The organism is Bradyrhizobium sp. (genome assembly GCF_047605465.1).
Classification (GTDB): Bacteria; Pseudomonadota; Alphaproteobacteria; order Rhizobiales; family Xanthobacteraceae; genus Bradyrhizobium.
This window is the reverse complement of record NZ_JASGFS010000006.1, coordinates 150,502-164,417: the sequence shown is the minus strand read 5'-3', so window position 1 is coordinate 164,417 and position 13,916 is coordinate 150,502. Positions and strand designations below refer to the sequence as shown.

Annotated in this window: 12 protein-coding genes; 10 read left to right on the top strand and 2 right to left on the bottom strand. The window is 64.0% G+C overall.

All coding sequences use genetic code 11. The features are described from left to right. The first annotated feature begins 11 nt into the window (after positions 1–11). The 8 genes from QM712_RS08935 to QM712_RS08900 are packed head-to-tail and all read left to right on the top strand — an operon-like array spanning position 12 to position 10,212. The gene (locus QM712_RS08935; RefSeq protein WP_415022711.1) at positions 12–1,265 is read left to right on the top strand and encodes a sarcosine oxidase subunit beta family protein; all 1,254 of its coding nucleotides are present in this window, start codon (positions 12–14) and stop codon (positions 1,263–1,265) included. An 18-nt stretch (positions 1,266–1,283) separates the two neighbouring features. Continuing rightward, entirely contained in the window at positions 1,284–1,601 is a 318-nt protein-coding gene (locus tag QM712_RS08930; protein WP_415022710.1) for a sarcosine oxidase subunit delta, read from the top strand. Then, positions 1,598–4,582 (top strand): sarcosine oxidase subunit alpha, encoded by a 2,985-nt coding sequence (locus tag QM712_RS08925; protein ID WP_415022709.1) that lies wholly within the window; start codon positions 1,598–1,600, stop codon positions 4,580–4,582. Before QM712_RS08930 ends, QM712_RS08925 begins: the two co-directional genes overlap by 4 nt. Next, on the top strand, positions 4,575–5,162 hold the full coding sequence (locus QM712_RS08920; protein WP_415022708.1) for a sarcosine oxidase subunit gamma: 588 nt from the start codon (positions 4,575–4,577) through the stop codon (positions 5,160–5,162). The genes QM712_RS08925 and QM712_RS08920 overlap by 8 nt, the downstream gene beginning before the upstream one ends. Positions 5,163–5,175: 13 nt before the next feature. Continuing rightward, entirely contained in the window at positions 5,176–6,549 is a 1,374-nt protein-coding gene (locus QM712_RS08915; RefSeq protein WP_415022707.1) for an L-serine ammonia-lyase, read from the top strand. Between the two features lie 10 nt (positions 6,550–6,559). Beyond that, positions 6,560–7,855 carry a serine hydroxymethyltransferase gene (gene glyA, locus QM712_RS08910; RefSeq protein WP_415022706.1) on the top strand — a complete coding sequence of 432 codons (1,296 nt, stop codon included), beginning with the start codon at positions 6,560–6,562 and terminating at the stop codon, positions 7,853–7,855. 29 nt (positions 7,856–7,884) lie between these two features. Further along, positions 7,885–8,289 carry a dihydroneopterin aldolase gene (locus QM712_RS08905; RefSeq protein ID WP_415022743.1) on the top strand — a complete coding sequence of 135 codons (405 nt, stop codon included), beginning with the start codon at positions 7,885–7,887 and terminating at the stop codon, positions 8,287–8,289. Positions 8,290–8,343: 54 nt separating this feature from the next. Further along, positions 8,344–10,212: a gamma-glutamyltransferase family protein gene (locus tag QM712_RS08900; protein ID WP_415022705.1), complete on the top strand. Its 1,869-nt coding sequence runs from the start codon at positions 8,344–8,346 to the stop codon at positions 10,210–10,212. Here the strand turns inward: QM712_RS08900 and QM712_RS08895 are convergent. After that, positions 10,194–11,114: a LysR family transcriptional regulator gene (locus QM712_RS08895; RefSeq protein WP_415022704.1), complete on the bottom strand. Its 921-nt coding sequence runs from the start codon at positions 11,112–11,114 to the stop codon at positions 10,194–10,196. The genes QM712_RS08900 and QM712_RS08895 overlap by 19 nt on opposite strands. Before the next feature lie 145 nt (positions 11,115–11,259). On the opposite strand from QM712_RS08895, the gene QM712_RS08890 reads away from it, so the two are divergent. Beyond that, positions 11,260–11,988: an isochorismatase family protein gene (locus QM712_RS08890; RefSeq protein WP_415022703.1), complete on the top strand. Its 729-nt coding sequence runs from the start codon at positions 11,260–11,262 to the stop codon at positions 11,986–11,988. Positions 11,989–11,995: 7 nt separating this feature from the next. On the opposite strand, the gene QM712_RS08885 is transcribed toward QM712_RS08890, so the two are convergent. After that, on the bottom strand, positions 11,996–12,478 hold the full coding sequence (locus QM712_RS08885) for a GNAT family N-acetyltransferase (protein ID WP_415022742.1): 483 nt from the start codon (positions 12,476–12,478) through the stop codon (positions 11,996–11,998). 364 nt (positions 12,479–12,842) lie between these two features. Here QM712_RS08885 and QM712_RS08880 point away from each other — a divergent pair, with 364 nt between their 5' ends. Beyond that, on the top strand, positions 12,843–13,892 hold the full coding sequence (locus tag QM712_RS08880) for an ABC transporter substrate-binding protein (RefSeq protein WP_415022702.1): 1,050 nt from the start codon (positions 12,843–12,845) through the stop codon (positions 13,890–13,892). The last annotated feature ends 24 nt before the right edge of the window (positions 13,893–13,916 follow it).

The window sequence follows — 13,916 nt, the reverse complement described above, 5'->3', positions numbered from 1 at the left end:
GGCGGGCTCTCATGAAGCGATTCTCGGCTTTATCCCTTGTTCGCGAGGCTCTCGGCGGGCATTCGTCCTGGCCGCGCCAATGGCGCTCGCCCGACCCGAAGCCGGCCTACGACGTCGTCATCGTCGGCGGCGGCGGACACGGCCTTGCGACGGCGTTCTATCTCGCCGAACGCTACGGCATCAGAAACGTCGCCGTCGTGGAGAAGGGCTGGATCGGCGGGGGCAATACCGGCCGCAACACCACGATCATCCGATCGAACTATCTGTTCGACGAGAGCGCGAGACTCTACGAGCACGCGCTGAAGCTCTGGGAGGGATTGTCCCAGGAACTGAACTACAACGTCATGTATTCGGCGCGCGGCGTGCTGATGCTCGCGCACAACATCCATGACGTACAGAGCTTCAAGCGCCACGTTCATGCCAACAGGCTCAACGGCATCGACAATGAATGGCTGTCGCCGCAGGAGTGCAAAGAATATTGCCCTCCGCTGAATATCGACGGCGCGATGCGCTATCCGATCCTGGGCGGCGCATTGCAACGCCGCGGCGGCACCGCCCGGCATGACGCCGTCGCGTGGGGCTACGCGCGCGGCGCCGATGCGCGCGGTGTCGACATCATCGAGAATTGCGAGGTGACGGGTATCCGCCGTGCGGCGTCCGGCCGCGTCGAGGGCGTGGAAACCAGCCGTGGGTTCATCCGCGCCGGCAAGGTCGGCGTCGTGGCGGCAGGCAATACCAGCGTCGTCATGAACATGGCCGGCGTGCGTCTGCCGCTGGAGAGCTTCCCGCTGCAGGCGCTCGTCTCCGAGCCGGTGAAGCCCGCGTTTCCCTGCGTCGTGATGTCGAACACCATCCACGCCTATATCTCGCAGTCCGACAAGGGCGAGCTGGTCATCGGCGCGGGCACGGACGCCTATACGTCATACTCGCAGCGCGGGGCGCTTCACATCGCGAACCATACCCTTGATGCGATCTGCGAGCTGGCGCCGATGTTCAGGCGGCTTCGCATGCTGCGAAGCTGGGGCGGCATCGTCGACGTCACGCCGGATCGCTCCCCGATCATCGCCAAGACGCCCGTCCCGGGCCTTTATGTGAATTGCGGCTGGGGGACCGGTGGCTTCAAGGCAACGCCCGGCTCCGGCGACGTGTTCGCCCGGACCATCGCCAGGGACGAGCCCGACGCCATCAACGCGCCGTTCACCATCGAGCGTTTCCGCGAAGGCGTCATGATCGACGAAGCCGCCGCCGCGGCAGTGGCCCACTGAACTGATCGGGAAGATCGCATGTTGCTCATCAAGTGTCCCTACTGCGGACCTCGTCCCGAGATCGAGTTCTCCTACGGCGGACAGGCCCATATCGACCGTCCCAGGGATCCCATGTCGCTCGATGACGAAGCGTGGGCCGAATACCTCTACATCCGAAGCAATCCGAAAGGCCTGCATGTCGAACGCTGGCGGCACATCAATGGCTGTGCGCGGTTCTTCAACGTCAAGCGCAATACGATCTCCGACGAGATATTGACGACCTACAAGGTCGGCGAAACGCCGGAAGACGTGCCGGAAGCGGCGGATCGCTCGACCAAGGGAGGGGCCGTGCTGTGACATACAGGCTCTCTTCCGGGGGTCACGTCGACCGCAGCAAGCCTCTCAGGTTTTCCTTCGACGGAAAGCAGTATTCGGGCTTCGCCGGTGACACGCTGGCATCGGCGCTCATTGCGAACGGCATTCATCTGGTCGGACGTTCGTTCAAGTATCATCGGCCGCGCGGATTCTTGTCGGCCGGATCGGACGAACCCAACGCCCTCGTCGGTGTCGGCGACAGCGAGGCGCGCTACACCCCGAATCTGCGCGCGACCCAGGTCGAGCTGTATGACGGCCTCGTCGCCGAAAGCCAGAACCGCTGGCCATCGCTGTCTCTGGACCTCGGCAGCCTCAACAACCTGTTCTCCCGCTTCATCACCGCGGGATTCTACTACAAGACATTCATGTGGCCCGCGGGCGCGTGGACCGCGCTCTACGAGCCGATCATCCGCAAGGCGGCGGGCCTCGGCCGGGCGCCGAAAGCCGCGGACGCGGATCGATACACCCAGGTGTACCGCCATTGCGACGTTCTGATTGTCGGTGCGGGGCCGGCAGGCCTCGCGGCCGCACTTGCGGCCGGGCGCTCGGGCGCAAGCACCATCGTCTGCGACGAGCAGGACCGCATGGGAGGGACCCTGCTGTCCGAGCGCGAGGCGATCATCGACGGGTTGCCGGCCGCGGACTGGCTGGCGCGCGCGTTGAAGGAGTTGAGCGCTCTTCCGAACGTGACGCTGCTGTCGCGAACGACCGCATTCGGATGGTACCCGCACAATTTTATCGGGCTTTGCCAGCGCGTGACGGACCATCTGGGCAAGGTCGACGCCAGATGCCCGCGCGAGCGCATGTGGCAGGTTCGCGCCAGGGAAGTCGTGCTGGCGACAGGCGCCATCGAGAGGCCGTTGGTCTTCCCGGACAATGATCGCCCGGGCATCATGATGGCGGAGGCGGCCCGCATCTATCTCAATCGCTACGGCGCGATTCCCGGCAGGAAGGTTGCGGTCTTCACCGCGTGTGACAGCGCCTATCGTGCGGCGCTGGAGCTGAAGGCGGCCGGCGTGGATGTCGCTGTCATCGCCGACCTGCGGCCTGCCGCGGAGGGGCCGTGGATCGAGCGCGCGCGGGCGGCCGGCATCGATGTCCGTCCTTCGACCGCGGTCACGGCCACTCACGGTCGTCTGCGTATCTCCGGCGTCGATCTCAGGGATGAAATCAGCGGCGCGGTGGAGTCCGTTTCCTGCGATCTGCTGCTGATGTCCGGCGGGTTCACGCCGAGTGTTCACCTGTTCTCGCAGTCGCGCGGCAAGCTCGCCTACGATGAAACGCTGCAGGCCTATGTTCCGGGGACGTCCGTCGAGCGTGAGCGGTCGGTCGGCGCCTGCCGCGGGCTGTTCGACCTCGGCGCGTCCATCGCGGATGGATTCACCGGCGGTCTTGAAGCAGTGAAACGGGCCGGCAGGAATCCGGCACCCGAACAGAAATTTCCGGTCTTCGCCCAGTCGCTCGGCCAGGACGGCGTGATCGGACTTCCGGGCAAGGCCGGCAAGCCGCGGGGCAGGGCCTGGGTCGATTTCCAGAACGACGTCACCGTCAAGGACATCGAGCTCGCAACGCGCGAGGGTTTCCGCTCGATCGAGCATGTGAAGCGCTACACGACGACGGGCATGGCGACGGACCAGGGCAAGACGTCGAACATGAATGCGCTCGGCATCGTCTCGCAGGCGACCGGCCTGCCCGTCTCGCGTGTGGGCCTGACGACCTTCAGGCCGCCGTTCACGCCCGTGACCTTCGGTGCGTTCGCCGGCCAATCCAAGGGCGATCTGTTCGATCCGGTCCGGCGCACCTCGATCCACGATTGGGCGGCCGAGAACGGCGCGGCATTCGAGGACGTCAGCCTCTGGAAGCGCGCTCACTATTTCCCGCGCAAGGGCGAGGACATGCACGCGGCGGTGCGCCGGGAATGCGCCGCCGTGAGGAATTCCGTCGGCATCTTCGACGCCACGACGCTCGGCAAGATTGAGGTCGTCGGCAAGGATGCCGCCGAATTCATGAATCGCATGTACACCAATGCCTGGACCAAGCTCGAGCCGGGCCGGCTCCGGTATGGTGTCATGCTGCGTGAAGACGGCTTCGTCATGGATGACGGTGTCGTCGGCCGAATGGCGCAGGATCGCTTCCATGTCACGACGACGACAGGCGGTGCCGCGCGCGTCCTCGCGCTCATGGAAGATTATCTGCAGACCGAATGGTCCGATCTCGACGTCTGGCTGACGTCGACGACCGAGCAGTGGGCCGTCATCGCCGTCCAGGGGCCGAACGCGCGGAAGGTGCTGGGGCCGCTGGTGCAGGGCATCGATCTCGCCGCCGAAGCCATGCCGCACATGAGCGTCCGCGAAGGACAAATCTGCGGCGTGCCGACCCGTCTCTTCAGGGTTTCCTTCACGGGCGAGCTCGGGTTCGAGGTGAACGTCCCCATGGGCTATGGACGTGCCGTCTGGGAAGCCATCCACGCCGCGGGACAAGCCTACGGCATCACGCCCTACGGCACGGAAACGATGCATGTGCTCCGCGCGGAGAAGGGCTACATCATCGTGGGCCAGGAGACGGACGGCACCGTCACGCCCGACGACGTCGGCCTCGGCTGGGCCGTCGGCAAGGCGAAGAAGGATTTCGTCGGCAAGCGCTCGCTCGCGCGACCTGCGATGACGAGCGATGACCGCAAGCAGCTGGTCGGTCTGCTGACCGTCGATCGGAAGGTCGTGCTGGAGGAGGGAGCCCAGATCGTGGCCGACCCGCGCGAACCCATCCCCATGACGATGATCGGTCATGTGACCTCGTCCTACTGGAGCATGGCGCTCGATGGCTCGATCGCACTGGCGCTCGTTCGCGGCGGCCGCGCGCGGATCGGCACGCGTCTGCACGTGCCGATGCCGGGCGGCGCCATCGAGGTGGAGGTCGTATCGCCGGTCTTCTACGACACGGAAGGGAAGCGTCTCGATGGCTGAGGCAGCGATAGCCAGACTCAACTCGTTGACCGGGATCGACCGCGGCGGCGCGTCCGTGCGGGAAGCGTCGCTCTCTGTTCTTCCCGACGCCGCCAAGTTCGTCTTTCGCGGGAGACCGTCGTCATGGTCCGCGATCGGTGAGGCGTTCCGCGTGGAACTGCCCAAGACCGTCAATCGCTTCAACGCGAGCGGCGATCGCAAGGCCTACTGCCTCGGTCCGGACGAATGGCTGCTCGAAGCGGTTGCCGAGGATCCGGTCCGCCTGCATTCCGAACTGGCATCGAAGCTGGGCGGCCATGCCTGCTCCCTCGTCGATGTCAGCCATCGGTCGGACGGCCTTGCGATCTCGGGTTCGATGAGCGACTACGTGCTCAACCACGGGTGCCCTCTCGATCTGTCCGAGCAACAATTTCCCGTGGGCATGTGCACGCGCACGCTTCTCGGAAAGTCGCCCATCGTGCTGTCGCGAACGGCTCCCGAGGTCTTTCAGATTGACGTGTGGCGCTCGTTCTCGATGTATGTCTGGGCATTCCTGGATGACGCTCGCCAGGAATTCCTGATCCCGCAGGCGTTGACCTGACAGCCCATGGGCCATGATCGGCATTTTTGAACTCTTCAAGGTCGGTATCGGTCCGTCATCGTCGCATACGGTCGGGCCGATGAAGGCTGCGGCCTCGTTCGTCGATAGCCTGAAGCAGGCAGGCCTGCTCGCGCAGGTCGGCGCGGCACGCGTCGATCTCTTTGGGTCGCTGGCCTGGACCGGCAAGGGGCACGGCACCGACAAGGCGGTCATTCTCGGTCTGGCCGGAGAGACGCCCGAGACCGTCGATCCTGATCACGCGGACCGGATCGTCGGCCTGGCTCACGCGGACCGCACGATCCGCCTCGGCGGTGTGCGTTCGATCTCGTTCGATCCAAAGACGGACGTCGTGTTCGATGGCGTGACGGAGACGAAGCAGCATCCCAATACGCTGGCCTTTACGGCATTCGATTCCGCGGGCAAGTGCCTTCTCGAACAGCGGTGGTGCTCCGTCGGCGGCGGCTTCGTGGTGCGGGAAGAGGAAGTCGGCCAGCCCGCGCCGACGTCGGAGGGAGACGTGCCATTTCCCTTCAGGTCGGGACAGCAACTGCTCCAGATGGGAGCCGCCTCGCGCATGTCCATCGCCGACATCGTCATGGCGAACGAGTTGTCCCGGCTCTCCGGCGAGCAGATCGAAGCGAAGCTCGATCATATCATCGCGGTCATGATGGCCTGCATCGATCGCGGGATGGTGACCGAGGGTAATCTGCCGGGTGGCCTCAACGTCCGGCGGCGCGCGCCGTCGCTGTTTCGCCGGTTGCAGAAGGCGGCCGGATCGAACGACCGGCCGCAGCACATGGTGATGGATTGGGTCAGCCTCTACGCCATCTCGGTCAACGAGGAAAATGCATCGGGCAGCCGTGTCGTCACCGCACCGACCAACGGGGCTGCGGGCATCATTCCCGCCACGTTGCGCTACTTCCGCGATCATTGCGGCCAGGCGGACCAGGCGGGACTGCGCCGGTTTCTGCTCACGGCGTCGGCGATCGGCGCGCTCTTCAAGATGAACGCCTCGATCTCGGGTGCCGAGGTCGGATGCCAGGGCGAGGTCGGGGTCGCCTGTTCCATGGCCGCCGCGGGTCTGGCGGCGGTCCTGGGCGGCACGAACGAGCAGGTGGAGAACGCGGCCGAAATCGGCATGGAGCATCATCTCGGCATGACCTGCGATCCCATCGGCGGTCTGGTCCAGGTCCCCTGCATCGAGCGGAACGCGTTCGGAGCGATCAAGGCGATCAGCGCCGCGTCGCTGGCCTTGCAGGGCGACGGCCAGCACGTGGTTTCGCTCGATAAGGTGATCGCGACGATGCGCGAGACCGGCCGGGACATGCAATCGAAGTACAAGGAGACCTCACTGGGAGGGCTCGCGGTCAATCTGGCAGAATGTTGAGGGCAGGAAGATGGGTCAACAGGCGTCGAACAAGTTCTTCACCACCGACATCTCGGTCCTCGATCCCCAGGTCGCGTCCGCGATCGCGGACGAGTTGAAGCGGCAGCAGGAGGAGATCGAGCTCATCGCCTCGGAGAACATCGTCTCGCGCGCTGTGCTTCAGGCCCAGGGGTCGGTTCTGACCAACAAATACGCGGAGGGTTATCCGGGACGCCGCTATTACGGCGGATGCGCCTATGTCGACGTGGCGGAAGATGTGGCACGGGAGCGCGCCAAGAAACTGTTCGGCTGCGCGTTCGCGAACGTCCAGCCCAATTCCGGCAGCCAGGCCAATCAGGGCGTCTTCATGGCCCTGATGAAACCGGGCGATACCTTCATGGGCCTGGATCTCGCCGCAGGTGGTCACCTGACCCATGGCGCAAAGCCGAACATGTCTGGCAAGTGGTTCAACGCCGTCAGTTATGGCGTGCGCCCGGAGGACCAGAGGATCGATATCGAGGGCCTCGAGCGGCTCGCGCGGCAACATCGGCCGAAAGTCATCGTGGCCGGAGGCTCGGCCTATTCGCGCTTCTGGGACTTCGCGGCGTTTCGCCGGATCGCGGATGAAGTCGGTGCCTTGCTCATGGTCGACATGGCGCACTTCGCCGGGCTCGTCGCGGGCGGCGCGCATCCCTCGCCCTTTCCGCACGCGCATGTCGTGACCTCGACCACCCACAAGACCCTGCGCGGTCCGCGCGGCGGCCTGATCCTCACCAACGACGCCGAGATTGCCAGGAAGATCGATTCGTCGATCTTCCCGGGCCTGCAGGGCGGGCCGCTGATGCACGTGATCGCGGCGAAGGCCGTCGCATTCGGCGAGGCGCTGACGCCCGACTTCCAGCGCTACGCGAAGGATGTCGTCGACAACTCCAGGACCTTGGCCGGCACGCTGATGGATCGCGGGTGTTCGGTCGTATCCGGCGGAACGGACAATCATCTGTTCCTGGTCGATCTCAGGAGCAAGAACCTCACCGGGAAAGTGGCCGAAGCCGCCCTTGGACGCGCGAACATCACCTGCAACAAGAACGGCATTCCCTTCGATCCCGAAAAGCCGACGGTGACGTCCGGGATCAGGCTCGGCACGGCGGCCACGACCTCGCGAGGCTTCGGCAGGGAGGAGTTTCGCAAGATAGGTTCGCTGATCGCCGACGTGCTCGATGCGGTCTCCGTTGCGAACACCGATACCGTCCCGGAGGTGGAAGGGCGCGTCCGCGCGGAGGTGGCCGAACTCACCAGGGCATTCCCGATCTACCCGGTCCTGTCCTAGGCGAGTCAGGTTGAAGGAGCGCCCCCTCGCTGTCGCCGGACAAGATCTTTCTGCGTGGTTTGGCCGTTCTGGCGCGCATCGGCGCGGCAGGGCCCGGGCCGTCGGCCTTCGAAATAGATCTCGATGCCTTCATCGATTTGGGAGCGGCCGCTATGAGCGACAGCCTTGCCGATACCGCGAACTACGCGGACCTGGCGCGAGAAATCTCGGGCGCTCTGGAGCGCGTGCGATATGATGATCTGGCCGAGGCGGCTGACGCCGTTGCCGGTGCGCTGCTGGCGGCAGAGCACAGAATTGAAGGGATCACGCTGACGCTGCGCGATCCTCGCACGGTTCCTGACAGCGCGACCGGCAGGATCGGGGTTTCGATCTCGCGGACACGCGAGCAGGAAAGGCAGTCAACGCACAACGCGCGCGCCGGCATCGCGCGTTGAGTCGGCTCTGAATCGGGACGGCAGTCTCTAGTCGGAAACAGCTTCGAGGCAGACATGTCCAGAAATCTGGCGCTTGGAAATTTTCGGTTGAGCTATGGGCCCGATGCGGGTGAAGGCCAGTTCACGACGAGGCCTGAAATCGCCGGCGCCTTCGGCGTCGTCGCTTCGACCCACTGGCTGGGCACCGCCGCGGGGATGAGGATCCTGGAGAAGGGAGGCAATGCCTTCGACGCGGCCGTCGCGATCGGCTTCGCGCTGCAGGTCGTCGAACCGCACCTGAATGGCTTCGGCGGTGAAGTGCCGGTCATCTTCCACGATGCGAAGTCCGGACGGGCCCGTGTGCTCTGCGGCCAGGGCGTCGCGCCCGCCAGCGCGACGATCGAGAAGTTCGGGGAACTCGGTCTCGACATCATCCCGGGCAGCGGCTTCCTCGCGGCATGCGTGCCCGGATCGTTCGGCGCCTGGATGAGGCTGCTGAGCGATTACGGCACGATGGGTCTTGGCGATGTCCTCGAAGCTGCCATTACATACGCCCGGGACGGCTACATGATGCTGCCGCGCATCGCGGCGGCGATCCGCACCGTGGCTCCGCTGTTCGAAGGCGAGTGGCCGACATCGGCAAGCGTCTATCTGAAGGACGGCATCCCCGAGGCCGGCACACTCTTCGCAAACCCGGAGCTGGCGACGACCTACGAGCGGATGGTTCGCGTCTTCGACGATGCGAGAGGATCCCGCGAACAGAAGATCGAGGCTGCCCGGAAAGCATTCTATGAAGGCTTCGTAGCCGAGGCGATCGACAAATTCGTGCGCTCGCCGGTCATGGACACGTCGGGCGAACGTCACGCCGGTCTGATCTGCGCGCAGGATCTCGCTAATTGGAAAGAGACCTACGAGGATCCGTTGTCCCTGAACTACGGGGATTTTCGAATCCTGAAGCCGGGCCCCTGGACGCAGGGACCTGTGTTCCTGCAACAATTGGCGCTCCTGAAGGGATTCGATCTCGGGGCCATGGACCCCTGCGGTGCGGACTTCGTGCACACCGTGACCGAATGCTCCAAGCTGGCGTTCGCCGACCGCGAGAAATACTACGGCGATCCGGATTTCGTGAATGTGCCGATGGCGCATCTTCTGAGCGAGCAATATTCCGCTTCCAGACGCGCGCTCGTCGACGGCGCGGCTTCCATCGCGTTCCGTCCCGGCTCAATTCCCGGGTTCGACCATGAGGTGCCCTATCTGGTCGGTGGCGACGATGAGGCCGGTGCGATGCTTGGAGCCGGCGAGCCGACGGTCGCGCGTGCCGTTTCGACCGGCGAGCCCACGACCAATCGGCTCGGATCGGTGCGCGGCGACACCGTCCATCTCGACGTCATCGACAGGTTCGGCAACATCGTTTCGGCGACGCCGAGCGGCGGCTGGCTGCAGAGCTCGCCGGTGATTCCCGGGCTCGGGTTCGCGCTCGGCACGCGCGCGCAGATGTTCTGGCTGAAGCACGGCCTTCCCTCGTCGCTCGCACCGGGCAAGCGTCCGCGCACCACGCTGTCAGTATCGCTCGTCTATCGTGAGGATCAGCCATACAGCAGCTTCGGGACCCCCGGCGGCGATCAGCAGGACCAGTGGAGCTCCGTCTTCTTCCTGCGCCACGTGCACCACGGGCTCAATCTGCAGGCCGCGATCGATGCGCCGATGTTTCACAACGACCATATGCCGAGCTCGTTCTTTCCGCGCCGGGCAAAGCCGGGTTCGCTGACGATGGAAAGCCGTTTCGCTCCAGATGTGCAGCAAGAACTGGAGCACAGGGGGCATCGCATCGAGGTCGTTGATGGCTGGTCGCTCGGCAGATTGTCCGCAGTCTCCAGGCAGGGAAAGATCCTGCGCGCCGCGGCAAATCCCCGGTACATGCAGGGCTACGCCTTCGGCCGGTAATCCGCCGTCGCCTTGTTCTCCTTCCGAACGAGCTCCACGAATGTGCGGGCGGCTTCGGACGGGGTGCCGCGCTTCCAGGCAAGGATGGTCTCGAGCCGAAATCGCGGATCGTCGATCGGGGTGAACGCGAGCCTTTCCCCGACGAAGCCGGCCAGGCTCTCGGGATAGATGGTCACGCCGAGACCCGCGGCGACCAATCCGAGCAGCGCCATCGGATTCGATGCCTCCAGCGCCACCTTCATGGTCAGCCCTTCCGACGAAAACAGGTCGGTCAGGCGCCACCGATAGGCCTGCCACTCGGTCATGTCGCCGACCACGAACTCGTGTTCGGCCAGCTCCCGCGGGCTGATGCTGCGGGCCTGGGCGATCGGGTGATCACGCGACGTGATCAGGCAGAGCGGCTCGTTGGCGACCTTCAGCGTCTCGAAATCGGGATGCTCGAATGGCCCGATCATCAATCCCAGATCGATCTCGCCGTTGGCCAGCGCCAGCTTTTGTCCTTGCGTTCGGATGTAGCTCAGCTTGAGCGCGACGTGGGGGCAAAGCGCGCGATATCTGGACACGAGCCGCGGCATCTGGAGCGTGGCCGCGAAGGACATATAGGCGAGCCGCAACTCGCCCGTCTTGCCTTCGGCGACGAAGCGGGCGCTCTCGACGGCGCGGCCATACTCCCGAATGAGTCCGAGATTTGCCTCGTAGAACGAGCGGCCGGCCGGCGTGAGCGCGACCTCCCGTGTCGTTCGCTCCAGCAGCTTGAATCCGAGTTGGTGTTCCAGTTTCTGGATACGGCGTGTCAGAGCCGATTGATCCAGATTGAGGCGCTCGGCACCACGCCGAAAGCTGAGTTCTTCAGCAACGACGACGAAAGATTGTGCGAGCTCGATGCTCCCGTCCCAGCGCATATAAGGTTCCTTCGGGAAGGATAGCCATTGATGCGCGGGACGCAACAACAATTGGCGAACCGTCACTTCCGTATATGCGCGCCTGTGGGATTGTGCGGCACGATCGCTTTTCCCGGCGATCCTTACCGCAGAGATGGAGAAGCATATGCAAGACGATGACGTGGATGCGCGCGAACTGGACAGGATGCTTCAGCGGGCCTTTGATGCCTCCACGAAGATCTATCAGCAGCGCGGGTTTCAGCGGCGTATCGGATTCGGCAAAAAGCCGGCGCTCGTCAGCGTCGATCTGGCCAACGCCTGGACCCGTCCCGGCAATCCGTTCACCTGCGACCAGCGGGCGATGGACGGCGAAATCATCCCGGGGATGCAGCGGCTGCTGAAAGCCTGCCGTGCCCACGGTCACCCGGTCATCCATGTGACGACCGCCTACGAGATCACGGATCCCAACGCGCCCTTCACGGACATGGGCCTCTGGCAATGCAAGATTCCGATCGAAGTCGTCGATCTCCAGCGCAAGGAGTTGTGGGCGATCGATTCCCGCATCGCGCCGGTGAAGGGCGAATACACGCTTCTGAAGAAGCGGGCGAGCGCCTTCCACGGCACCGGCCTCGGTGGGCTGTTGCGGGCGGCTGGCGTGGATACGATCCTGGTGACGGGCGTGACCGCGACGGCCTGCGTGCGCACCACCATCTGCGACGGTCTGGCGGACGGCTTCAGGACGATCGCGGTGAAGGAGTGCATCGGCGATCGCGTTCCAGGTGCAGTGGCGTGGAACCTCTATGATATCGACGCGAAGTTTGCCGACGTGGAAAGCGTCGACACATGCGTGAAATATCTCGAAGGCGCCGGAGCAACCGCTCAGGCCGCGGAATAGAGCGAATTCACAACGCGCGGTGCATCACGAGAGCATCGACGAGATCGCCGGTCGGTCGCCGGAACGCCAGTGGAAGGCGGCCGACCTGCGCAAACCCCATCCCGAGCCACAAGCGAACGGCGCGCTCGTTCGTGCTGACGACGAAATTGAACTGCATCGCCAGAAAGCCGAGCTTCCTGGCTTCGGCCATGGAATGCTCGCACATCGTCCGGGCGACGCCCTTCGCCCGCGCATCCGAATGTGTCATGTAGCCGCAGTTCGCCACATGCGCGCCTCCGCCAAGCTGATTGGCGCGCAGATAATAGGTCCCTACCGCTCGTCCCTCGTACTCGGCAATGAAAGTGTGACGGTCGGATCCGGTCCAGTATCGTACGGCATCGGACTCGGTCATGTCTTGCGGCAGCGTGTAGGTTTCGCCCGCCCGGATCACGGGGCCGATGATCGACCAAATCGATGCGTCGTCCCCCATCGTGCACGGTCTGATTTCGATCATATCTCGGTACCTCATTCGCTGTCGTAAGTCGGACTTTCGTATCATTCAAGCGCGCCGTCCGAGACGAGACGTTGCGATGCGGCATTCGGAGCGTTGACTTTCGCTCGGACAGGGCGATTAATCGCCACCATGCCTAGCTGATGGGCTCGCATTTGCCCATGTGCTGCACAGCGCTCATAGCGTGCGGCGCTGCGTCACGACCCGCTTCCAACCCCTACAATTTGCATGTCGCATTCCTACAAGCCCCGGGCGCGTGGGCACGTATACATTTTTGTCAAGTTTGAAAGCGCCAAACTTTGGGGAAGTGCCGGATGTCTTCCGGCGGATGCCCAAAGGGGTGTGCGAGAGGGCGGAGAAAGTCATGAGCTATCTGGTCAATAGGCGCGCGTTTCTTGCGGGGGCCAGCGGGGCCGTTGCACTCCTGTCTGGCGCAGGCGCTTCACGCGCCGAGGGTGGCCAGGTCATCGTCGCCAATTGGGGCGGCGATTGGAACGACCGTACGGTTCAGTTCTTCGAAGCTCCCATCGTCGAGAAGGCCGGCTATACCGTCGTCCGCGATCTCGACGGTTTCGACCAGAGACGAACGAAGATCATCGCGAGCCGGCGACTGCCGAAGGCGCCGATGGACGTCGCGCACATGGACGACGCCACCGCATTCGAGCTCGCTTCTCTCGATCTGCTCGATCCCATCGACGAGGCGGCCGTTCCGCGCCTGAAAGACGTCGTGCCCGGTCTGCGCACGCCCACCTTCGCGCCATGGCAGTACAGCGCCTGGATCATCGGCTACAACCCGAAGAAGCTCAAGGAAGCGCCGAAGAGCTTCGCCGATCTCTGGGATCCCAAATACAAGGGGATCGTCGGGTTGAGCGATGCCCACTGGTTTCACCACATCGAATGCGCGGCTCTGAAGATCGGCAAGTCGCTCGACAAGATCGACGTGCCGGCCGTGAAGGCGAGCATGATGGAGTGGAAGAAGGCGGCCAGCCCCCGCATCTATCCCAACCACCTTCAGATCGAGCAGGCCCTGAAGAACGAGGAAATTCTCGTCGCTCCGGAATACAAGGCCCGCATCCTGCAGTTCGCCTCCGAGGGCGTGGACGTCGTCTCGGCCTATCCCGACGAAGGCGGCATCTCCATCATCTTCGGATTGTGCCTGCCCAAGAAGCGCCCGAATCCGCAGCCCGCCAACTTTTACTGCAATGCGCTGCTGGATCCGGAGGGGCTCACCGGCCTCGTTCAGAAATCATTCTACTCGCCTGCGAATACGAAGTCGGTGTTGCCGGAGGCGGCCGCCAAGCAGATCGAATTCTCGGACGCCGAGAAGAAGTCGATCCACAATCGCAACCATGCCTTCTGGCTGAAGAACCGCGACGATCTGCTCGACTGGTGGAACAAAGAGTTCAAGAGCTGATCGCATCTCGATGAATGCTGTCGA

Bases quoted from the DNA above. Each gene is read 5' to 3' on its own strand.
- QM712_RS08935 (WP_415022711.1), top strand. From the start codon at position 12: ATGAAGCGATTCTCGGCTTTATCCCTTGTTCGCGAGGCTCTCGGCGGG.
- QM712_RS08930 (WP_415022710.1), top strand. From the start codon at position 1,284: ATGTTGCTCATCAAGTGTCCCTACTGCGGACCTCGTCCCGAGATCGAG.
- QM712_RS08920 (WP_415022708.1), top strand. From the start codon at position 4,575: ATGGCTGAGGCAGCGATAGCCAGACTCAACTCGTTGACCGGGATCGAC.
- QM712_RS08915 (WP_415022707.1), top strand. From the start codon at position 5,176: ATGATCGGCATTTTTGAACTCTTCAAGGTCGGTATCGGTCCGTCATCG.
- glyA (WP_415022706.1), top strand. From the start codon at position 6,560: ATGGGTCAACAGGCGTCGAACAAGTTCTTCACCACCGACATCTCGGTC.
- QM712_RS08900 (WP_415022705.1), top strand. From the start codon at position 8,344: ATGTCCAGAAATCTGGCGCTTGGAAATTTTCGGTTGAGCTATGGGCCC.
- QM712_RS08895 (WP_415022704.1), bottom strand. From the start codon at position 11,114: ATGCGCTGGGACGGGAGCATCGAGCTCGCACAATCTTTCGTCGTCGTT.
- QM712_RS08890 (WP_415022703.1), top strand. From the start codon at position 11,260: ATGCAAGACGATGACGTGGATGCGCGCGAACTGGACAGGATGCTTCAG.
- QM712_RS08880 (WP_415022702.1), top strand. From the start codon at position 12,843: ATGAGCTATCTGGTCAATAGGCGCGCGTTTCTTGCGGGGGCCAGCGGG.